Here is a 21011-nt window from a genome sequence, read left to right on the forward strand (position 1 = left end):
GCATTTCAGCCTCCGAGCACCTCATTAAACGCCAGTACAATCCCTTCTTCATCATTCCAGCCGAGCGTCAGGGAGTGTGGTTTCTGCTTCGCGGCCATGTGAGTGAGCAGTTGCTGACTCAGCACCGGCAGAATTTGTTGATTAAGCAGGCTGTCAACGTTACGCGCCCCGGTATCCGGCAGCAGGCAGGCGGCAGTGAGTACATCACAGAGGCTCTCTTCAATATTCGTGGACAAGCCGTAATGACGATGCAGGCGCTTACTCACCTGGGCGAGCTTCATTTCCACGATGGTGCGCATGGCGGTTTCTGCCAACGGACGATAAATCACAGTCTGGAAGCGGGCCAGCAGCGCAGGCTGGAAGTGATCGCGCAGGATCGGGCGCAGCAGTTCCTGCAAATCGCCTTCAGTCGCTTCTGGTTGCTCATCAAGCAGTTGCATGATGTGGTCACTACCGAGGTTGGAGGTCATCAGAATAACGGTATTACGGAAGTCGATTTCACGCCCTTCACCGTCGCGCATAAAGCCACGGTCGAAGACCTGATAGAACAGGTTCATCACGTCGCGGTGCGCTTTTTCCACCTCATCAAGCAGCACCACACTGTACGGACGTTTTCGTACCGCCTCGGTCAGAATGCCGCCCTGCCCGTATCCCACATAGCCCGGAGGTGAGCCTTTCAGCTGTGATACGGTGTGAGGCTCCTGATATTCGGACAGGTTGATGGTAATGAGTGACTTTTCACCACCGTACAGCACATCGGCCAGTGCCAGCGCGGTCTCTGTTTTGCCGGTACCGCTCGGACCGACCAGCAGGAACACGCCCTGAGGACCGTTCTCAGACGTCAGGCCGGTTTTGGCCGCACGCAGACGCTGGGCAATAGCATTTAGGGACATGTCCTGACCCACCACACGCTTACCGATTTCAGCTTCCAAGGTCAACAGTTCCGTCTGCTCGTCTTTCATCAGCGAGGAGAGCGGCACGCCGGTCCAGTCGGCAATCACATTGGCCACGGTTCGGGTATCCACATCCAGCGACAGCAGCGGCGAGTTGCCCTGCAGCACCGACAGCTGATTTTGCAGAGTGGTGATATCGGCCTGGCGGCTGATGTCCTGACGCACTTCCAGCAGCTGTTCTGCCAGGCTCAGCTCGCGACCGTACTGACTCTCCAGAATATCGAGTTCGACAATCAGGTCGTTCTGCTGCTGCTCAATGGCGGTCAGACGTTCGCCGTGCTGGTTGCTGCCCAGCGCGATATCTTCCAGCAGCGCCTGCTTTTCGATTTCAAGCGAGGTGAGCTGCGCGTGATACTGCGTCAGCGCTTCCGGCACGGTGTCGAGACTCATGCGCACGCGGGCGCTGGCGGTATCGAGCAGGTCAACGGCTTTATCCGGCAGTTGTCGGCCCGTTAGATAACGGCGTGAAAGCGTAACGGCAGCGCGGACTGCATCATCAGTGATATGTACGCCGTGGTGTTCAGCGTAGCGGGATTTGAGACCGCGCAGCATCAGGCACGCCGTCTCATCGTCCGGCTCGTCTACCTTCACCATCTGGAAGCGACGCTCCAGGGCAGCATCGCGCTCAAAATATTGTTTATATTCAGACCATGTGGTGGCGGCGATAGTGCGAAGTTCGCCACGCGCCAGCGCAGGTTTCAACAGGTTGGCCGCATCCGCGCCGCCTGCAGAGTTGCCCGCCCCGATAATGGTGTGCGCTTCGTCGATAAACAGCAGGATCGGCACCGGTGACTGCTGCACGGCACCAATCACGTTTTTAAGGCGCTGTTCGAACTCGCCTTTTACGCCCGCGCCAGCCTGCAACAGGCCGAGGTCGAGGGTGCGCAGAATAATCGTTTTCAGGCTTTCCGGCACGTTGCCTTCAGCTATACGCAGCGCCAGCCCTTCAACAAGTGCCGTTTTGCCGACACCCGGCTCGCCGACCAGGATCGGATTGTTCTTACGACGACGGGAGAGAATGTCCACCATCTGGCGGATTTCAGTCTCGCGACCAAACACCGGGTCGATTTTGCCCTCTCTGGCTTTGGCAGTGACGTCAAGAGTGAATTTATCCAGCGCGTTCTGCAGGGCCGGGGCCAGCTCTCCCTCTTTTACCTCTGCGCCGACAGGACGCCCGACGAACTCCACTTCTCCGCCATGGCTCTGTGCCAGTTCCGCTTCCAGTTGTACTTCCGGACGTTCATCGGACTGCGCGTCGAGCAGCGGGCGCAGGCGTTCCAGCTGGCTCTGTCCCAGGGTCAGCAAGGGCCACAGACCATCACAGTGAGCAAGTCGCTGGTTCTCCGTCAGCGCCATCAGCAGATGCACGCTGCGGATGTGTTCTTCGTCAGCGAGGGAGGCCAGTAGCCAGGCCTCCTGCAGCAGGCTCTGAATGTTGTCAGAGAGCTGTGGACGGCTGCGCACCGAACGAGGCAGATTGTCGAGCCAGCCAAGCAAATCCTGCCACAGTGCATCCATATCCCACTCATAACGGCGTGCCAGCACCGTCAGGTCGCCCTCGCCCTGTTCCAGCAGTTTCAGCAGCCAGTGCTCAGGCAAAATCTCCGCATGGGCACGGGTCTGGCAGAGCGAGGCAGCCCCTTCCATCGCGCGGGCACAGTACGGATTCAGACGACGTAACAGGATGGCTGGATTTTCCATTTTTCTCTCTCTTGATGGCTTCCGGGCACGCTACCGCCCTTCGCTGTTTCCCGTTCAGGGGACCAAAGCGCATGCGGTCGGGCTGGCGGTTTGTGGTTTTTTGCTCAACGCCCGACGGGCAGACGCTCAGCAAAAAGAGCGGACAGAGAAGCCCTGTCCGCTTCGTGACTTACGCGGTGGCGCGTTCGTTCCAGGAGTCGGAATGAATGATGTTGCCGTCTTTGTAGGTCCAGGTGATTTTTTCGTAACGCAGTTCAATGCGCTCAAGGTGGTTGTGCTTCTCTTTAGATGGATCCTTGATGTCATACATTTCAGGATTCACTTTCACCACTTTCACGTTTTCCAGTTTGGTGTTGAAGTACTCCACTTCCTGGCCCGCGTCGTTGATTTTGTACCACTTGAATTCCGCAGACTTGAGGGTCTGACCGGTGGTCACAGCCTTGTAGAGGTACGGGCTGGAGGAGTCGATTTCCTTGGTGAACAGGAACGGGGTGTGGATACGGGTACCGGTCAGCTTGCCGGTGTTGTTGTCGGTCGGGATGTACAGGTTATGCTGCTGTGCAACCACTTCGATGCTGCCTTCACGATCCTGAACGTCTACAGAACCTTTAATGTCCGCGCCGCCGTCGTCTTTCAGCCAAAGATAAACAGGAATTGCCATGGAATTACTCTCCATTGTGTTGTGATGCGCCATCATCCTGCGATGACGCCTGGGTGTGGCCCGGTATCTGGCAGGCATTGGCCTGCGGTACCAGACTGATTTCGACACGGCGGTTGAGCGCGCGCCCATCCGGGGTGTCGTTCGTTGCGATCGGACGGCTTTCGCCATAGCCCTGCACCGCAAAACAGCTTTCCGGCACATCACCGGTATCACGCATCCAGTCGCGTACCGCTTCGGCACGTTTCAGGGACAGCGTCTGATTAAGCTTCGGGTTACCGGTGTTATCGGTATGGCCGGACACGACAATCAGCCAGCCCGGCTTCGCCTTAACGCCGACCAGCGAGTTCACCAGCATTTTGGTGGATCCGGCTTTCAGCGCCGATTTGCCCGAATCGAACAACGACATGCTGTCGAGGCGAATGGTTTTCGGACCCTGAATGATTTTCTTAATGACCGGTGGAGGCGGTGGAGGTGGAGCCCAGTCGCTGACGGCGGCCTCAATAGGTGGAACCAGGCGCAGCCCCTGATACAGTCCCAGGCGATAACGCAGTGGCTCCCCGCGACGCGCCCAGTCGTCCAGCAATGCGCCATCGGCTCTGAGGCGCTGCTGCGCACGCAGTTTCGGTGCAACAGGATTACCCGTCAGCTGGTGATATAACGCAAGGTGATCGCCAACATTACGAATGAGACGCTGGTTATTCATCCAGGACGCCAGCATGGCAAGTGCCAGGAAAATCCCACCCAGTAATCCGGCATAGCGCCAGAACACCATTCTGCGGCTGACGCCACGTCGGCGCGGCAACGCCGGCAGAAGCAGTTCAGGCAACGGCAGTGGCTCGGTGGCCACAACAGCATCCGGTGGCAGCGCCGTTACGGAAGTGATGTGCTGTTGCCAGAGACTGCCCTCGATACCGCTCACCGGCACCATGCACATACCCTGCACGCACGACTTCATCACCGGCAGTTCGCCGTGGCGTACCAACAACAGGTCATTCACCACGCAGCTCTGCCAGGAAAGCAGACTGTCCAGCCACAGGCCCTGACTCAGACGGGAAAGACGCCCGTCTGAGCCGGTCTCCCGGGTCCACTCCGTCAGTGACACATTGCCCTGACCAGGCTGATACACCTGAATACCGCTTCGCTGGCTGACCGTGGTAAACCAGACGGGCTCTGCCTCTGCGCAAGCCACAGGAGGTGATACCCAGGTCACGGTCCACAGCGGGGGAAGAGTGCCAAATGCCGCACGGCACTGGACGACAGCACGCTGCCAGCCCCGCAAAGACTGGGTAAAATCATCACCGGATGTGTGCTTTTCAGGTACCACCGCCAGCATGACGGAGATTTGTGACACCAGCGCCGGGCGGATCAGACTCAGATGTTGGGCAAGCAAGGGCAGCTGTTCTGCGTCTTTTACCCGCAGATACCAGCCCTGACGGGTTTCACGATGCCGGACAGACTCAGCGAACAGTGCGCGATTATCGCCACACACCAGAATGACCGCGCCCTGAAAATCTTCCGGGGGCAGGCTCTCGTCCACAATATCCCTGAGTGCCTGTGCCCGCAGCTGTGATGCCCGGCGCTGACGCCAGAGCATCGCTCCGTACATCAGAATGACCAGCAGGCTGAGTGCCACACGGCTCCCGGCCGACAGCGGCCAGAAGCCCAGGATAAGCCACAGTGCCAGTACGCCCGCCAGGGCGGTTAACAGACTCCGGTAAACATCACGCATCCTTTACCCCGGCCTGACCGTCTGACTCACCAGTTCGGTGAGGGAGGATGAAAGGAAGAACCACAGCCCCACCAGTACAGCCGCCCCGAGAATCCAGGAAAGCCAGTACAGACGACGACCGCTGCACAGGCGGGAGGCCCTTGCGACAATCGGCGCATCCTGCGAAAGCGTAAAGGCAGGTACCCGTTCACCCAGCGCCCGTACCACATCTTCACGTCGTTCATCGTCTTCAGCCCGGTACTGGCCGACAAAGCCCAGCTGCAGGGTACGGTACATACAGGTCAGCACTGCAATGTCAGGTGCCGTTTCTTTAAGCAGGTTGCGAATACGCTCCCAGAGCTCTTCACCGGCATTCAGGGTGCCAAAAAAATGCGCCTGCAGCGGATCGCGCCGCCACGTCAGGTAGCCGTCATCTGTCGACCCGCGATTCAGGACGCTCTCATCCAGCAGGGCACACAGCGCATAGACCATGTGATCCCGGCTGATATCGCTGTAGCCTGCCTCCGTCAGCGCGGCTTTCGCCTCCTGCACCAGGCGGCACGCCCGGCGGTAGAGCCCTTCCCCGTCGCGAACCTCCTGTCCGCCCCGGAGCTGACTGGCCATCAGCCAGCCGGGGTAGAACGTACGCTCAATTTGACTCATTTCTGATGTATTCATGTACGCAGCACCGCAAAGAGTTCAAGTTTCACCTCTCCCAGAGAACGCGGGGTATAGAAGGTACAACTGCCCATTTCAAGCATGGTCCGGGCCACGTCAGAACTCAGGTCCAGCGAGAAGTACTGGTTCTCCAGGCGCAGAGGGATCGCGGCGGGAACATGCGTCAGAGGATTGATCTCTATTCCGCTCAGCGCCACGTTCACCACATCCGAGACATCCTCAAAGCTGCCCGCCTTGCACAGCTGCGGGAACCGGGTCTGGAGCTCGTGATTCGGCATGGAGGAACGCACCGAGAGATAAAAATCGGCCCCTTCGCGCAGGCGCGCATCGTGAAGGGATCCTTTCCAGATTTGGTCCTGATGCTCAAGCTGAATACTGACAACCCGCGATGGCAGGCTGGCTTCCAGTAACTTATCCAGCAGGGCCAGTAACGGCGGGAAGACCCGTTCAGGTACGGCATGCTGGTACGCCGGAATATCACTGGCATCGTGCTCCAGCGAAAAGGTCAGCAGGCTGCCAGCCAGACGCGCCAGTTCACGCCAGAACAGTTCCGGATGACGCCCTGGGGTCTGCAGAAGTTCAGTGAGAACAGGCTCGGCACTGTTCAGGGCATTGAGCAGCCAGAACAGGGAGACATCCGCGACCGCAAAGTCAGCCATCCGCTCATTACTCTCACGGCGCATGGACATCAGACGCTTGCGTCGTGCCTGCAGACGAACCAGCAGATCACCCAGTTCAGTGGTCAGCAACGGGCTCGCAGAAACGGAAAGCATCGGCGGAATGAAAGCCGGGTCCCGGCTCCATTGCCCCTGTGCATTACGCACCAGACGGGCGACCGGACAGGTCAGATATGCGGTATTTTCCTGAGTGGACAAACGCAGTGTAATGGCATTACGCAGAATGGCCAGTTCACCGCTTTCACGCCCGGCCAGTTCCTGCACCACCACACGTTCCGCTTTCCAGCGACGCGGACGTTCACTGTCCTGCCCATTATCAAGGTTGCCACCGCTGGCGCTCAGCATCGGCAGTGCAACAACCACGTCAACAGTCTCACTACCCTGTTCTGCGGATAAATCACAGACTGGCGGAAGATTATCCGCCAGATCTGTATCAACAATCGTGCCATCCTGGAAACATATCACCAGACGGGTGGCATTCAGACGAGACAACGCCAGAGCGGCATCATCAAACTCTGCGGCCACCACGCCCCAGGGATAAGAAAACCCCATCCGGGCGACGGTGTCGGCAATATGCGCGTTCCAGCGGGCCTGTTGCTGGAACTGTTGCGGGGCAAGCGCAGCCCCGTCCTCCCAAAGCGGGCGATAAATTTTCATCCCTGATAACCCCTTGCCTTATGATTTGGCTTTCGGCATCTGGGAAACCAGCGACAGGTTGACATCCATCCCTTCCACCTGGAAGTGCGGCACGGCATACAGCTTCACGCGGAAGAAGCCCGGGTTGTCTTCGATGTCTTCCACCACCACTTTCGCGTCGCGCAGCGGGTGAGAGGCTTGTAGCTCGTCGCCCGGGTCGGTCATTTCGGTCACCAGACCGCGAACCCAGGTATTGAGCTCCAGCTCCAGCAAACGACGGTCCTTGGTGGTCCCGATGTTTTCACGCTGAATCAGCTTCAGGTAGTGCGCGATGCGCGACAGCAGGAAGATGTACGGCAGACGCGAGTTGATACGGCTGTTGGCCGTTGCATCTGAGGTGTCATACAGCGCAGGTTTCTGGGTCGAGTTCGCCGAGAAGAAGCAGGAGTAATCGCGGTTCTTGTAGTAGGACAGCGGGATGAAACCGAGGTTGGCGAATTCAAATTCGCGGGTTTCGGGGATCATCACCTCGGACGGGATCTTCACCTGATTGCCGGTACCGAGGTCATACAGATGGATCGGCAGGTCTTTCACTGCACCACCCGCCTGCGGGCCACGGATTTGTACGCACCAGCCGTTGTTGATGAAGCTGCGCACCATATTGGCCGCAAAGGCAAAGGAGGCGTTAGTCCACAGGTATTTGTCGTGCTCCGGGCCTTTCACTTCCTCGACATAGTTGAAGCTGCGCACCGGCACAGTGTCCGGACCATACGGCAGACGGCCCAGTACGCGTGGCATCACCAGGCCAATGTAACGACTGTCATCGGTCTCGCGGAAGGATTTCCACTTAATGTATTCTGCTCGGTCAAAGTAGTTGCCGATATCTTTAATCGCAGCAACTTCTTCCATAGAATCTTTCAGGAAGAATTTCGGACCTGCCGAACCGATAAACGGCATATGCGCAGCAGCTGAGACTTTGGAGATATTACGCAACAGCGCGACGTCCTGCGCAGAGGCATCAAATTCATAGGCAGAAATCAGTGCGGCAATCGGCTCTCCACCCGGGCTGTCGTACTCTGCGGTATAGGTGTGCTGGTATAATCCGCTCTGAATAATCTCCGGCGCATCTTCAAAATCCTGACGCAAGTCGTCTTTCGACAGGTCAAGCAGTTCGATTTTGACGTTTTGACGGAAATCGGTTTTATCCACCAGAGATTTGGCGCCACGCCACAGCGATTCAACACGCTGGAATGCCTCATGGTGCATCACCGCATCCAACTGGCGGCTAATCTGGTAATCGAGCTCAGCGATATGGTGGTCAATCAGCGTCTTGTCCAGCTTCTCGACTTTTGAGCCCGCTTTCGTCAGGCACTCCAGAAAGACCTGCATACCGGCCGTTAACCGCTCATCCGCCGTTGCATCCGACATCGCCTGCGCATCCTGCCAGATATCCAGCGCACTCAGCTCTGACACCGGACTCAGATTGATTTTTTCAAACAGGGATGCATACACACCGCCCGCTTCCGGACGCTCCAGTACCACACTCTCGCCACCAGCGGCGTTCTCATTTTTTACAGACATCAGCATTTTCTCTTCATTAATCCGTTAAACATCGCGACCGTCAGGCTTGCTTCGGTGCCAGGGCAGACAGCTCACTGCGCAATTCAGCGCTCAGCGCCGGGTCGAGCAGAATTTTTTCCAGCTCTTTACGGAAGGTTTGGTTGTCCAAAAGATTGGCTTTGAGGTCACGAAGGAGGTTACGCATGGCGAGCATGGCTTTAAGCTGAGGGATTTGGCGGGCTACCTGTTCCGGCTCAAAGTCTTTCATTTCATTGAAAGAAAGACTGACGTTTTCCTCACTGCCATCGCCGGCCAGCGTGTTTACAACGGAAAGGTTTACAGAAGGGGAAAACTCGGATAACACGTTGTCAAAATTGTTTTTATTGATACTGACAGACTCACGCTCCGACACGGGACGTTGCTCGGCGCCATTGCTGTAATCGCCCACCACCATTAATTTCAAGGGGAGCTCAGTTTTCTTGCTCGCTCCACCGGTATGCAAATCGAGTTTGAGATTAATACGCGCTTTGGGGATCTCGGACTGATAGGAGTTAGACATGGCTGTCCCTGTTCTATGGAATCGATAGAAATGGTCAATGCCACTGTGGAATTCATAAGAAAAGCTAACCCTGCCAGAACAACTATCCCTTCACGTCATCCAACGACGCCAACAAAACCAGGGTCAAAAGTAGGTACATTCCATTTACCAGCGAGCATGACACAGTGTTTTTAAGCATTTGTCTGAAGTTGGAGGATTTCGGATAAATACCTATTGCCGAAGTGTAAAAACGTTAGCCAGGCTATTGGAAACAAAAACATGTAACAAAATTTTACAGATAGCGAATTTAACAAAAATAGATCATCAAATTGATTAATAAGAACTTTCTTAGAAAAAACATCACAAACCGCATGGGGTAAGGGTGTGCGGAAAATGATCAGTTTGACTTAAGTACAAGATTGAGCAAATTACGACCACTTCGTGCGAAAAGTCTTATTTAAAACTTTATTAAAAAAATGAGAGGCCACACATGACTGGACAAGCAGAAAGATAACGATCCGACTTAGCAGCAAGGTTGTAAGCGTTAAGTGAGCACCGTATTGACGGCTATTTATTGGTAAGATCCACGTTCCATGGCAGGAGTTCAGCCACTTTGTTCGACGGCCACTCCGGCAACACGCTAAGGATATATCGAAGGTAAGCCTTCAGATTGATGCCATTTAGCCTGCACGTACCGATCAGACCCTACAGCAGCGCTCCACGCTCACCACCGTAATCGCTCCCGAAGAGCCGAGTCAGCCGGAGAGAATTTCACTCCGGCTGCTCACAGAACCGTATGTGACACTCTCGTGTCATACGGCTTTTGATCACTCATTCGATGCACCTGGTAAATACCAGTGAATAAACAACTTAGGATACCGTCTGCTGTTTGGCTAATGACGGTGAATGGTTCAGTTTGGGAAGGGCAGTAAACCGCCAACGTGGCTTGCCGCCTGCGCCCTGTAGATTGTCTGATTATTTATCGGATGGTGACGTAAGAAATGGGGTAACTGTTTAACGGTCATCGGCTCAAGGCTGGGTTATGCACGAGATTTATCTATACGACCTTGCAGCCAGACGTGAACCTCGCTTTGCAACCAGCGGGAGCTGCGTCCCAGCTTTATGGGTTTCGGAAAGTCCCCGTCTTTTATCAACTTGTAGAACCATTTATCCGTCAGGCCTGTCAGCCGAGTGATAAAGGCCATGTCAACAAATTGGTCGCTGAGCAGAGGGTATTCGTTTGTCATCGTTTTATCTCCAAAAGTAAGTGGAGAAGGCACCAAGCGAGATACCTTCAAACGATGTCGGGCTGACGTAATTTTTAATCATCAGGCCCATTCACTTGCCCCATTGAATGGGTGGGAATAATGTTTCCCTTAACTACCGACTTGACTGTTCGGTTGACGGGGTCTGCCTCTCAGAACCGGAGCCGGTACGGCGCTCAGCCAATAAATCGGCCGCTCCGTACGTTGACTTAATTTAGCCAGATAACTCAGGATGTACTGCATTCCCATGCGCCCGTGCGTATCTGATGCCGCGACCACCCATTCCCCTTTCGCGCGGTAAAACGATTTGGGTTCACATCGGTGGGTGTAACCCTCCCCATCGGTAATATCATCCCAGCGCAGTTGTATTTGCTCCCAGAATGGCCAGGCTTTTCGATGACGCTGACCGTCGATATAAAACGCCGCATGCACATGAAAACGGTGCCGTTCCGTATATTCCATGACCCAGACATGACCAACCAGCCCAGGGATATCTGCACATTGCGCTATCAGATAGGTCATATGCGCCGCCAGTTCATTCTCGTCTGCATCCCAAAAGGCATCACTGTCACGTCGATAGGCAAAATCGACCCTGAGCATGAGCAACTTGGAGTAGCGTGAAAATAACGCTTCCTGATGCATCTGTAATTGATTTTGTAAAATGCTGTCGGATTGATGATTCGTATTAAGGGTGTGTCTCATGATGATTCTCCAGTTTAGGTATCGCTATCATGAAATACCCGGAGGGCGTCATTTTTTAACGCTGACGCTCACGACAGGTGCCATGCGCAACGTATAACATCGAGATAATCCACCCTTGTCACTCAGCATAGATTCTGAAATTTCAGCACGAGGCAATCCTCTTAGGCGATCAGATGATGGACAGAGTAAACGCAGAATAATTCATTGACGGCGTTTGGGTCATCAACCTGTATTGGAAAGTTAGGTTAACGCATTAGGTGACGATATCGGTGCAACTTATCATCACAATGGTGTGTGGTGCTTATTATTTAATTAAATAATACTATTTACCTAAATAATTCATGGCGTCGTTAATTAAATATGATTATTATCGCCGTCAAGGGAAAGAAAAAACCTGCCAGCAACCATTTTCGGTTTTTACTCCGGCAACATATTCATCGAAGCCTTGTCATCAATCTTGTACTGTTCATCGTATCATTGACTCATGATCTCAAAATGGAAATAAAGTGTCATGAATGGACATTCAGCGAGGAGGGGGGTAACCATGGGCCGACAACATGAGCGTAACGTTAACATCCCGCTATGGTAGATAGCACATTGCTGCATGTTGATACCTGCATCGATGGACTGCCGCTGACGATTCGAGCATGATGTCAATTCAATACATCCAGAATGTTGTTTTCGGCTGACGAGAAAACCTGTGGCTATAGGGAAATCATCAAAAAACGTATGTGATAGTAGTGACAACGTGAGGATAAAAATGCGTATAAATGCGACAAAAAGTCGTGTATCATTGCGCCAATTCTACGGCATAGTTACGCCGTAATCGTCCGGATAATGCACTAATCCTTAGGGTGACTAACGATAATGAAATCACAACCAACCTTAAACTCCCCATTCCCCCTGCAGTCTAATGACATAGAAGCCTGCCATTTTTTCATTGATTACCTTGACGACAGAAGGCTCCTGCGAGACAACATACCCTTTCATTTTGATGGCCCGGCACATATCTGCAGCTATATTAACGATGAGCTAAATGATTACTTCGGAAAAGACACTAATTCTATTAATGAAGTGATATCGGATATGGTACATAACCTTAATGAACTCATGCCAACCGATGAAAACATGGCTCTGTTTCATAAAAACAAAAGAGCATGCTTCTGGTTTTGGTCTGAACTTCACTGTACAGATCGTCGGAGGCGTTTAAATTTCGACATCAAAAAACCCAACCCCGGAAACCACAGTGAAAGGGTTAAAGAGGTTGTCAGTAAATACAAAGCACTGTACTTATCAAAAAAACAACGCAGACTGCGTGAATTAAAAGAAGATTGGGCAAGAATAGTCAATAACGAATCATTTATGCGTTTTTTTTACGATATGGATGAAAGCACTTGTCAATACGTTTGGGACTATCTTTGCGCACCAAAATATAATATTAGCAATATGTACAACCCGGTGAGTCATGAAGAGAGAAATTTATCCATATTTAATTTCTTTGATTTTTACATTTCATCTTCCGCCGAAAAAGAGCTATTGGTAAATAAAATAAAGCCAGCCATCAATCAACGCAACCATAGAGAAAGGATGAAGGTTGGCAATATCAATAAACGATTCTATCTAAAAAATGAAAACGTAGAAAAACTCAAAGGGATCCTCACCAAAAGAAGAATGACGGCAGATGAGTACTTCAACGACATTATTGAGCGTGATTCCAATGGAAAGTAAATAGCTATTTAATTCTTATATCATCGCCCCCCCCCATTAAAGTCCGCACTTAGGTTAAATTAATGGGGTGTTATTTATTTTTTTTGCTTGTTCATGAGAAAACCTATTCAACATCAATAACTCTGCTCTGATATCAAGCAGGAACTCTCTACGCTAAAACTCAAAAAAATCTCACATCTATATTCCCCTCATGCTAATTCCGACAGAGAATGCTTTCTCTGCCTATTTGTTATTTTTCCGCAGGAGGATATATGCCTACCCCATCACCGTCTCAATCCGACAAGCCACAGCCCGTCTCTTTTTTTTCCTGGCAGACCCTGTACCGTATTTTTCGCATGCTCGGTACGCTACTGACTTTGGTCCTGCGTCTGTGGCTCATGTTGCAACCCGGTGGGCCACCGTTTCCATCGGCCCCAAAATCGTCCTCTTCCACCCGGTCCGACGTACACGGACCTGACAAGCACAAGGGTTGAACAGCCTCTAGCCTTCCCATATCACTCCGAGCGAAAATGAAATAAAGCTCGTTACAACAATACGTTACGCGTTTTCGTAGCCCCCCCGTCGCAGACCCGCCAATTGATCGTTTTCAACGATCGATTTCGCGTTATTGATCTGCACAACCCATTATCTTTGGCCTTCAACCGTCATTAAGATCGGCCAGGGCGACGTTGCGGATGCCATCTTTTCCTCCGCTCAACGGATGCCAACGCTTCAAGCAACCACGCCGGCATCACTTTCTCTGCGCGTTGGCACACCACCCTTCCCGGCAGTAGGAAGCCGGATAGCCTTTCCTCACGATATGACTGTCACACAGGAGACAACCGTCTATGGAGACTTCCCCACAGAATGCATCTTCACGCCTTACCCCTTCTTTACTTGGCTGGGGTATTGGCGCTTTGCTGTTTTCACTTCTGGTGGTCACGCGCAATACCGCCGGCCAGATCCAGGAGGCCAGCACCGGTACGCTGATACTCGCGGTTATCGTCGGCACGGCGCTGGGATGCCTCGGTGCCTTGCTGGGCCAGTTCTTGCGTAATCTCGCGCATCCCGATGCGGTCTATACCACCGGCGGCTTCTTCAGCCTGGTGGGGCTGCGTCTGTTCTGGCTTTGTGGGCCCCAACTGATTGGCCTGGCCGGCGGCGTATTCCTGGGCATTGCGCTGATAGTGCACTGATAACGACTGACTGGCCGGGGTGAGCACACCTGACTTGCCGCAATAAATTGGAAAACACGATTAACGAAAGGAAACAACCTCATGAAGATACTGATGACAGGACTTTTTTGCTGTGCCCTGGCGGCACCTCTTATGGCTCAGGCCGAAACCGGCCCATGGGCCAGCGGGTGGGGACAGGGAACGACAGAATACAGCGTGCGTGGCCAGGGACAATCGCAGCTCTACATCGGCTGCGATCCCTATAAGGCCATGTTCGTGATGTTCACCGATGCCGCGGGTCTCTCACTGACCAACTATGATGCGCAGACGCAAACGCGGTCATTTTATGTCTCTGTTGATGGCAGTGACCCCATCCTATTCAATGACGTGCTCTCCCGTGTGGGTGCGGATAGCGTGCGCTTCGCCTGGGACAAGCTGCGCAAAGGCAAGACGGTGGTCGTTAGCGGTGAAGGGATGCAAACCACCCGTTTTACGCTGAAAGGCGCCGGGCAGGTTTTGCCCGCGTTTTCGCAATCCGACTGTAAAGTCGGCGCCGCCATTCCCGCTGGTGAGAACTAATCTTTCCCCCTCCACGTTTATTCGCTAACGATGGCTCACTTCCCGTACCAGGCTCTCCGGTCGGGGAGTGAGTTCAACACGTGTTGCACGCTGCAGCAATAAAGACATGAATAACCTCAAGAGGTTAAGACTTTTCTCAGCAACCCTGTAATTTGTAAAGGATTGATCGCTTTCAACGATCGGTAAGATCGCATTGATCTGTACAACCAATTATCTTTGCCGCGCTGTCACCGTTAAGATCGAGCAGGATATTATTCGGTGGTAACTCTTTATTCACCCGGTGAATACCACGTAGCGCTCGACAATTTATCAGGATAAAACCCCCGTACTCAGCCATGACGAGAACGTCTGCTAACCGCACGCTTTCCCACGATAACGAGATTGACGGTTCAGGGAGCACGGCAGAAGGAACGGCGTTTTCTCCCTGCAGCCTTCCCGGGTTATCGGACCGTGGCGCAGCGCTCTTTTTACCCCCACGGACTCTTTCGGCCCTGAAGCGGCCTTTTGTATTTTTCTGAGGCGACGAACCATGAATGCCCATCGCACCACCGGCAAACGCCCCGTATCTCCGCTGGCCACACTCCCCGATCGCCGGGTACCCAATGCACTTTTGCACCGGGATAGTGTGCAGCGCATTCTCGTCATCAAGCTACGCCACTTCGGCGACGTCCTGCTGATGACACCGGTGCTGAGCACATTGCGCGTCAACTACCCCAATGCGTTGATCGACGTCCTGGTCTATGAAGGCACCGAGGCGATGCTGGCCGGCAATCAGGATGTTTATCTGGCCTTTACCGTGGATCGTGAACTCAAACGCGAGGGGCTGAAAGCGCAATACCGCGGTGAACATGCCTTATGGAACAGCCTGCGGACCGGCCATTACGATCTGGTGATTAACCTCTCCGATCAGTGGCGGGCGGCGCTGTACTGCCGTTTTCTCAAGCCGACCTTCAGTCTGGGGTTTCGCTATCCCAAGCGCGACAACCGACTCTGGCGGGCCTGCCATTCGTTACTGGTCGACACTGCCGACACGGCGCAACACACCGTGCTGAATAATCTCAGCATTCTGGCTCCCCTGGCCTTGCCCACGACAATCACGCAGGTGACGCAGGCCTGGCGGCAATCTGATGCGGATGACGTTGACCGGCTCAGCAGGCGCCATCACCTGACCGATTTTGTGCTGATACAACCGACTGCTCGCTGGGCGTTCAAGACCTGGACAGTGGACGGATTTAGCGCCGTGATTAACCACCTGACCGCCCAGGGCAGAACGGTAGTACTTACCGGCGGGCGCTCGCCGGATGAAGCCGCCATGATAAGCGCCATTATGGCCGGCTGCCTGTTACCACAGCGGGTGATTAATCTGGCCGGGCGTCTGGAGCTGCCTGAGCTCGCGGTGTTGATTGACCGGGCGCGGCTGTTTATCGGGGTCGACTCGGTACCGATGCACATGGCCGCCGCGCTAAATACGCCCTCGGTGGTGTTGTTCGGGCCCAGCGACCTCGCGCAATGGTCCCCGTGGCAGGCGCCCCACACGTTGCTGTGGGCCGGAGATTATCGCCCGCTGCCCGCCCCGGAAGCCGTTGACACCAACACCCGCGAGCGTTACCTCGCGGCCATCCCGGCCGGCGATGTGATACAGGCGGTTAACCGGCAGCTGGCATCCCTCGCCGGGTCTGCGCCGCGTTAACCCCGTTGCGGCCTTTCACCGTTTATTTTCTCTTATCAATGAGTACGCCACGATGCTATTCAACTCAGCAGTTTCCTCGTCGATACAGACGCCCCCTCAGCAGCGGTTGTTTGCGTTTACCGCCTTTTTGCTGGGTGTCTCCCTCCCGACCTCCAATCCCCTGATGAATATCTCACTGGGGCTGGTTGTCATCTGTCTGCTCTGGCAGCGCAATATCCGGCAGTGGGCTGCCCTGGCTTGCCATCCTCTGGTCTGGTTGCCGGTCCTGATGTTTGCACTGCTGGCGTTGTCATTGCTGACGCATGCTCACGCCTACGGCCCCAAGATGGTCGGCAAATACCAAAAGTTGCTGTATGTCCTGCCGCTGGCGCTGTTCTTCCTGGCGGACCCGCGGCTGATGACGCATTTTGTCCGCGGCTTTCTGTGGGCCAATGCCGCGATATTGGCCATCAGCCTCACCAGCGGGCTTGGTCATGTCACATTGGGCGGGCTGAATCCCGACAACCCTACGGTGTTTAAGCTGCAGATCACCCAGAATGTGTTTATGGCGCTGGCGGCGCTGGTCTGGTTGTCACGTGCTTTTGCCTGTAGCGGAAAACGGCGCTGGGGGTATGCGGGGCTGGTGTTGCTGGCGACGCTTAACGTTATGCTGATGGTGCAGGGGCGTACCGGGTATGTGGCGTTGGCCACTGGCATGGGCGTCTGGTTATTGCTTACCCTCCGGCGCAAGCAGCAAATGGCCGTGCTCGCCTGCGGCATACTGGCTATCGTGATGCTGGTCATGACCCCCAATCGCGCCATGGAGCGCCTGTCACTGGGTGTACAGCAGATTCAGGGATGTATTTGGGCTCCCGCCGAAACCGCCTATCAGGCCTGCGACAACTCCATGGGACAGCGCACCGCCTTCGCCCGGGAAGCCCTGCGCCTGATACAGCAATCCCCGCTGCTGGGCAACGGCGCCGGCAGTTTCTGGTACGGTAATGCACAAACCGGCTACGGCGTCCATAACCCGCACAATGAATACCTGCTGGAAACGGTGCAAAGCGGCTTGCTGGGATTGATGGCGTTTCTCACCTGGATGTGGAACTGCTACCGCGTTGCCTGGCGCTTGCCGCCAGTGCGCCGCAATCTGTTTGTTGCGGTGCTCAGCAGCTACATGGCCTGTAATATGTTCAATTCATTCCTGCTGGACTCGTCCGAAGGGCACCTGTTTGTCATTATCGCCGCGCTGCTGGCCGGGCTTTCTCTCAATGCACAGCAGCCAAAGCATATATGCGCCAGACCGCCCCATACATGATAATGGTCTGAGACGCCTAAAAACTACGCGCTTGTCAAAGGGGGTCATCCCCGGCAATCACAACCTGCCATCTCTGAGCAACACCAACATGCCCCGTTCATCTGAGCGGGGCATTTTTTATGGCGTGATACCAGCGTTTCTCACGGTCCCCACTGTGGCCGGCCCAATCCACCTCAACGTAAGGATAATTCCTGTGAAAGAGAATAGTGCCAACAGCACATCATCAACATGTCCGATAATCGATCGCTCAACACTGACTGCGAGTCTCGTTCGCGACGAAGATCGCCTGTCATTTTGGCTACAGCACTTTGGTGACTTTCCGCAATGGCTTCACCTCGAATCACCGATATTTTCCTGGCTCAACCTTCTGTGTAAGGACTACCACGGAGATTATTGGGAGTTTTACACCCTCAGTAACGGCGGCGCCTTTATCATCCCTTCGACGGAGAGAAAATACGCCCTCTTTAACGCCCTTAACGGCAATAGCGCAACGGTGAGACATGAAGCCGCCGGCATCATTGCTTGCCTCATCACTTACAGCCACCACACCTGCCGCACCGAATGCGATGCCATGACCGAACACTACTATCGCCTGCGGGATTACGCCCTTAGCCATCCCGAAAGCAACGCCATTATGCGCATCATCGACTAATCCTCCAGACAACGGCACCCCACATGATGAATATCACCTTATCTCCGGCAACCGCCGGTCTGCCCTTACCCACCCAACGCACCATTCAACGCGCACTGGCGTTGCTGGAGCAGCATTTACGCAAACCGGGTGTGCCCTTCACAGCCCCGTTCATGGTGCGTGACTGGTTGCGCCTGCAGATGGCCCGGCTGGAGCGCGAAGTCTTTATGGCGCTCTATCTCGACAACCAGCATCGCCTGCTGGCGCATGAGTCCCTGTTTAGCGGCAGCATTGCCAGCACCCAGGTGCATCCGCGTGAAATCGTGAAAGGCGCCCTGAAACATAACGCCGCCGCGGTCATTGTGGCGCACTGCCATCCTTCCGGGCATGCCGACCCCAGCGAGGCAGACCGACTCATCACCCAGCGGATACAGGACGCGCTGGCGCTGATTGACGTCAGGGTACTGGACCACTGCATTGTCGGCGGCCTGACCGTGTACTCATTTGCCGAACACGGGCTCTTATGATCCGTACGACGTCTTCAGGGGAAACAACATGCCATCAACCAAGAACGTCCCATCCTGGGGACTGAAACGCAACGTCACGCCGCAGTTTGGCGCACGTCTGGTACAGGAAGGAGAACGACTGCATTTTCTGGCCGACCGTGCTGACATCAGCGGGATTTTCAGCGACGCACAGCGCCATGATTTGGAGAATGCTTTTCCGCAATTCATCAACCACCTGGAGTTGATGCTGCTCTCCGGTGAGCTCAATCCGCGTTATCAGCACTGTGTCACATTGTATTGTCATGGCCTGACCTGCGAAGCCGGCAGCCTGGGCTCATACGGCTACGTTTACCTCTCGATTTATCCGACACCTGAAGCGCCCAGGTAAAACGCCCCCGCATTTTTAGTCTCACACCATTCTTATTATCCAACAAAGAGATACGCCTTATGCGAACAGTACCCGCGTCACACACTCGGGCGGCCCCGTCGTGCCCGTCCCCCATAATAGTCTGGCAATCTTTGCTCACCTACCTGCTGGCGCAGCACTACGGCCTGACGCTCAACGACACTGCATTCAGCGACGATGCCGTGATACACGCCCATATCGATGGCAGGATCTCCCTCGCGGATGCGCTGAATGCCATGGTGGAAAAGTTTGATCTGGTACGCATTGACCGCCGGGGTTTCAGCGGTCAGGCGCAATCGCCCCTTGTGACCGTCATCGACATCTTGCGCGCCCGCCGGGCCTGCGGCCTGATGACGCGAGCCGGCTACCAAGAGGTCACGCGTGCCATCCAGGGAGGCAAGCAACCATGAGCAGTGACACGCTCCCCACCAGCGCACTCCTCACGGGTATTCAGTGCAGTACCGCTCATATCACCGACGGAGATAACTCTCTGCTGTATTACGCCTCACGCCAGCAGGAGGAGTATGGCCACGGTGAGTGGCTCCATTTTACCGGCACGGGGTACCTGATTCGGCTCAATGCCTGGCAGCATCCGGTACTTCATCTTAAACGGTTAGGGGTGTCAAAAGCCTGCCGCCGGCTGGTTGTTACGCTGATGAACCATCACCCCATCGCTCTCCTGAACCTCGATGCGGCAGGCGAAATTCTATCGGGGATTGAGACCTTTGACTGGTGAACGCCCCCACATCCTCCCTGCCCCAAACACAATGACAGGTACCACAACATAGCACCCGCCCTTAAACCGGCGGGTGTTTTCATTATGGAGTACGAAATATGCAGACTGAACCTGAAGTATTAACCGGCCACACAGAGGTAATTTGCTCCACCAGCATTGAACGCATCATCACCGGACGTAATACCGCCCTGGAACAGATTGATGCGTTAATCCGCCAGCTTGATGCTATCTCAACGCTGACCAACAGCATCGGTGGTGGCACCGCCCAAGACTGGGGTATGCGGCCGGGACATCGCTACGACTGTTGGTTTACGGAAAAACCGGAAATCGCCATGAAAGCCATTACCCGTAGTATTGATCGCGATATATGGAGAGACCTGATGCTGAAGTCCGGCATGCTCTCTCTGATGGACGCACAGGCCCGTGCTGAGTGGCACAGCAGCCTGGAAAAAGAGGATATCCCAACCGTCAACGAAGCCAACATCCTCAGTACGTTTGAGCAACTCCATAAAAGTAAGGGAGCGGTATTTGAACGCGGCGTCATCAACACATTCAAAAGCCTGAGTTGGGACTATAAAACCAATAGCCCATGCAGGTTTGGCAAGAAAATCATTGTGGAAGGTGTCGTAAAGCACGACCAATGGGGATTTGGACTCAACTGGGGCTGGCAACGTGACCGGTTAGCGGATCTTGAACGCATGCTGATGCTCCTTGATGGCAAACCGATCCCGGACAATCGCGAAGATGTCACTCGCCGTCTTGGCGATCATATCCATTCAAAAAGGAGCAGTACCTACTATGAGGATGATATGTTCGCAATCAGGTACTTTCAGAAGGGAAGTACGCATATTACGTTCAAACGGCCTGACCTGATAGAGAAGATGAACGATATCATTGCCAGACATTTTCCTTCCGCGCTCCCCTCACGCACCTGAACACCATCGCTCTTTTACTGGCATGCTTGCATAAGCGAAGCGCCCCCTGTACAACGTTGCCTTGGCGTTTCTGGCATGTTTTTCGGGGGGCTCGTTCAGGTGTGCCGTGTAATGTATCGGGGACGCCACTTAATAGCCCCAATAGCACTCTGCCGTTCCCGATGTGGTCCCGCATGTCTACCCAAAGGGACTGAGGGTACAAATGAGGGTATAAAACAAACCGCATCAAAAATAATCATTAAATTTAAATAATTTATAGACAATTGTCGA

Annotated in this window: 20 protein-coding genes and 1 pseudogene; 11 read left to right on the plus strand and 10 right to left on the minus strand. The window is 54.2% G+C overall.

Going from position 1 to position 21011, the window contains the following annotated elements:
* Nucleotides 1-5: 5 nt before the first annotated feature.
* From tssH to BHU62_RS22790, 10 genes and pseudogenes are all read right to left on the minus strand, one after another.
* A complete protein-coding gene (tssH, locus tag BHU62_RS22745) occupies nt 6-2654 on the minus strand; it encodes a type VI secretion system ATPase TssH (RefSeq protein ID WP_073534684.1) in 2649 nt (882 codons plus the stop codon).
* 169 nt (nt 2655-2823) lie between these two features.
* Nucleotides 2824-3315, minus strand: coding sequence for a type VI secretion system effector Hcp (hcp, locus tag BHU62_RS22750; protein WP_014070071.1), 492 nt, complete (start codon nt 3313-3315; stop codon nt 2824-2826).
* Nucleotides 3316-3319: 4 nt separating this feature from the next.
* Nucleotides 3320-5044, minus strand: a complete 1725-nt coding sequence (locus BHU62_RS22755) for an OmpA family protein (RefSeq protein WP_171971350.1) — start codon at nt 5042-5044, stop codon at nt 3320-3322.
* 3 nt (nt 5045-5047) lie between these two features.
* Nucleotides 5048-5701, minus strand: coding sequence for a type VI secretion system protein TssL, short form (gene tssL / locus BHU62_RS22760; protein WP_073534685.1), 654 nt, complete (start codon nt 5699-5701; stop codon nt 5048-5050).
* A complete protein-coding gene (gene tssK, locus BHU62_RS22765; RefSeq protein ID WP_073534686.1) occupies nt 5698-7035 on the minus strand; it encodes a type VI secretion system baseplate subunit TssK in 1338 nt (445 codons plus the stop codon). Before tssK ends, tssL begins: the two co-directional genes overlap by 4 nt.
* An 18-nt stretch (nt 7036-7053) precedes the next feature.
* The gene (gene tssC, locus BHU62_RS22770; protein ID WP_073534687.1) at nt 7054-8601 is read right to left on the minus strand and encodes a type VI secretion system contractile sheath large subunit; all 1548 of its coding nucleotides are present in this window, start codon (nt 8599-8601) and stop codon (nt 7054-7056) included.
* Nucleotides 8602-8635: 34 nt separating this feature from the next.
* A complete protein-coding gene (gene tssB / locus BHU62_RS22775; protein ID WP_073534688.1) occupies nt 8636-9133 on the minus strand; it encodes a type VI secretion system contractile sheath small subunit in 498 nt (165 codons plus the stop codon).
* A gap of 546 nt (nt 9134-9679) precedes the next feature.
* Nucleotides 9680-9859, minus strand: a pseudogene (locus BHU62_RS22780) (transposase domain-containing protein); the annotation flags it as partial.
* Nucleotides 9860-10152: 293 nt separating this feature from the next.
* The gene (locus BHU62_RS22785) at nt 10153-10359 is read right to left on the minus strand and encodes a helix-turn-helix transcriptional regulator (protein ID WP_073534689.1); all 207 of its coding nucleotides are present in this window, start codon (nt 10357-10359) and stop codon (nt 10153-10155) included.
* A 129-nt stretch (nt 10360-10488) separates the two neighbouring features.
* On the minus strand, nt 10489-11079 hold the full coding sequence (locus BHU62_RS22790) for an inovirus-type Gp2 protein (RefSeq protein ID WP_073534690.1): 591 nt from the start codon (nt 11077-11079) through the stop codon (nt 10489-10491).
* An 867-nt stretch (nt 11080-11946) separates the two neighbouring features.
* Here BHU62_RS22790 and BHU62_RS22795 point away from each other — a divergent pair.
* The 11 genes from BHU62_RS22795 to BHU62_RS22845 all read left to right on the plus strand — a co-directional run bounded on the left by BHU62_RS22795 (nt 11947) and on the right by BHU62_RS22845 (nt 20741).
* Complete coding sequence (locus BHU62_RS22795) at nt 11947-12807, plus strand: hypothetical protein (RefSeq protein ID WP_073534691.1); 861 nt, start codon at nt 11947-11949, stop codon at nt 12805-12807.
* 827 nt (nt 12808-13634) lie between these two features.
* Entirely contained in the window at nt 13635-13982 is a 348-nt protein-coding gene (locus BHU62_RS22800) for a hypothetical protein (protein ID WP_073534692.1), read from the plus strand.
* An 81-nt stretch (nt 13983-14063) separates the two neighbouring features.
* The gene (locus tag BHU62_RS22805; protein WP_073534693.1) at nt 14064-14540 is read left to right on the plus strand and encodes a hypothetical protein; all 477 of its coding nucleotides are present in this window, start codon (nt 14064-14066) and stop codon (nt 14538-14540) included.
* A 529-nt stretch (nt 14541-15069) separates the two neighbouring features.
* Entirely contained in the window at nt 15070-16230 is a 1161-nt protein-coding gene (gene rfaQ, locus BHU62_RS22810) for a putative lipopolysaccharide heptosyltransferase III (protein ID WP_078062104.1), read from the plus strand.
* Nucleotides 16231-16282: 52 nt separating this feature from the next.
* The gene (locus tag BHU62_RS22815; RefSeq protein ID WP_073534695.1) at nt 16283-17527 is read left to right on the plus strand and encodes an O-antigen ligase family protein; all 1245 of its coding nucleotides are present in this window, start codon (nt 16283-16285) and stop codon (nt 17525-17527) included.
* A gap of 193 nt (nt 17528-17720) precedes the next feature.
* Entirely contained in the window at nt 17721-18179 is a 459-nt protein-coding gene (locus tag BHU62_RS22820; protein ID WP_236720711.1) for an antirestriction protein, read from the plus strand.
* Between the two features lie 26 nt (nt 18180-18205).
* On the plus strand, nt 18206-18685 hold the full coding sequence (gene radC / locus BHU62_RS22825) for a RadC family protein (RefSeq protein WP_073534703.1): 480 nt from the start codon (nt 18206-18208) through the stop codon (nt 18683-18685).
* Nucleotides 18686-18713: 28 nt separating this feature from the next.
* The gene (locus tag BHU62_RS22830) at nt 18714-19052 is read left to right on the plus strand and encodes a type IV toxin-antitoxin system YeeU family antitoxin (RefSeq protein WP_073534696.1); all 339 of its coding nucleotides are present in this window, start codon (nt 18714-18716) and stop codon (nt 19050-19052) included.
* Between the two features lie 59 nt (nt 19053-19111).
* On the plus strand, nt 19112-19480 hold the full coding sequence (locus tag BHU62_RS22835) for a TA system toxin CbtA family protein (RefSeq protein ID WP_073534697.1): 369 nt from the start codon (nt 19112-19114) through the stop codon (nt 19478-19480).
* Complete coding sequence (locus BHU62_RS22840; protein WP_073534698.1) at nt 19477-19806, plus strand: DUF5983 family protein; 330 nt, start codon at nt 19477-19479, stop codon at nt 19804-19806. Before BHU62_RS22835 ends, BHU62_RS22840 begins: the two co-directional genes overlap by 4 nt.
* Nucleotides 19807-19904: 98 nt before the next feature.
* The gene (locus BHU62_RS22845) at nt 19905-20741 is read left to right on the plus strand and encodes a DUF4942 domain-containing protein (protein WP_073534699.1); all 837 of its coding nucleotides are present in this window, start codon (nt 19905-19907) and stop codon (nt 20739-20741) included.
* Nucleotides 20742-21011: the final 270 nt, after the last annotated feature.

This window comes from Serratia marcescens, from assembly GCF_001902635.1.
GTDB classification, from domain to species: domain Bacteria; phylum Pseudomonadota; class Gammaproteobacteria; order Enterobacterales; family Enterobacteriaceae; genus Serratia; species Serratia marcescens_F.

Bases quoted from the DNA above. Each gene is read 5' to 3' on its own strand.
- tssH (WP_073534684.1), bottom strand. From the start codon at position 2,654: ATGGAAAATCCAGCCATCCTGTTACGTCGTCTGAATCCGTACTGTGCC.
- hcp (WP_014070071.1), bottom strand. From the start codon at position 3,315: ATGGCAATTCCTGTTTATCTTTGGCTGAAAGACGACGGCGGCGCGGAC.
- BHU62_RS22755 (WP_171971350.1), bottom strand. From the start codon at position 5,044: ATGCGTGATGTTTACCGGAGTCTGTTAACCGCCCTGGCGGGCGTACTG.
- tssL (WP_073534685.1), bottom strand. From the start codon at position 5,701: ATGAATACATCAGAAATGAGTCAAATTGAGCGTACGTTCTACCCCGGC.
- tssK (WP_073534686.1), bottom strand. From the start codon at position 7,035: ATGAAAATTTATCGCCCGCTTTGGGAGGACGGGGCTGCGCTTGCCCCG.
- tssC (WP_073534687.1), bottom strand. From the start codon at position 8,601: ATGCTGATGTCTGTAAAAAATGAGAACGCCGCTGGTGGCGAGAGTGTG.
- tssB (WP_073534688.1), bottom strand. From the start codon at position 9,133: ATGTCTAACTCCTATCAGTCCGAGATCCCCAAAGCGCGTATTAATCTC.
- BHU62_RS22785 (WP_073534689.1), bottom strand. From the start codon at position 10,359: ATGACAAACGAATACCCTCTGCTCAGCGACCAATTTGTTGACATGGCC.
- BHU62_RS22790 (WP_073534690.1), bottom strand. From the start codon at position 11,079: ATGAGACACACCCTTAATACGAATCATCAATCCGACAGCATTTTACAA.
- BHU62_RS22795 (WP_073534691.1), top strand. From the start codon at position 11,947: ATGAAATCACAACCAACCTTAAACTCCCCATTCCCCCTGCAGTCTAAT.
- BHU62_RS22800 (WP_073534692.1), top strand. From the start codon at position 13,635: ATGGAGACTTCCCCACAGAATGCATCTTCACGCCTTACCCCTTCTTTA.
- BHU62_RS22805 (WP_073534693.1), top strand. From the start codon at position 14,064: ATGAAGATACTGATGACAGGACTTTTTTGCTGTGCCCTGGCGGCACCT.
- rfaQ (WP_078062104.1), top strand. From the start codon at position 15,070: ATGAATGCCCATCGCACCACCGGCAAACGCCCCGTATCTCCGCTGGCC.
- BHU62_RS22815 (WP_073534695.1), top strand. From the start codon at position 16,283: ATGCTATTCAACTCAGCAGTTTCCTCGTCGATACAGACGCCCCCTCAG.
- radC (WP_073534703.1), top strand. From the start codon at position 18,206: ATGAATATCACCTTATCTCCGGCAACCGCCGGTCTGCCCTTACCCACC.
- BHU62_RS22830 (WP_073534696.1), top strand. From the start codon at position 18,714: ATGCCATCAACCAAGAACGTCCCATCCTGGGGACTGAAACGCAACGTC.
- BHU62_RS22835 (WP_073534697.1), top strand. From the start codon at position 19,112: ATGCGAACAGTACCCGCGTCACACACTCGGGCGGCCCCGTCGTGCCCG.
- BHU62_RS22840 (WP_073534698.1), top strand. From the start codon at position 19,477: ATGAGCAGTGACACGCTCCCCACCAGCGCACTCCTCACGGGTATTCAG.
- BHU62_RS22845 (WP_073534699.1), top strand. From the start codon at position 19,905: ATGCAGACTGAACCTGAAGTATTAACCGGCCACACAGAGGTAATTTGC.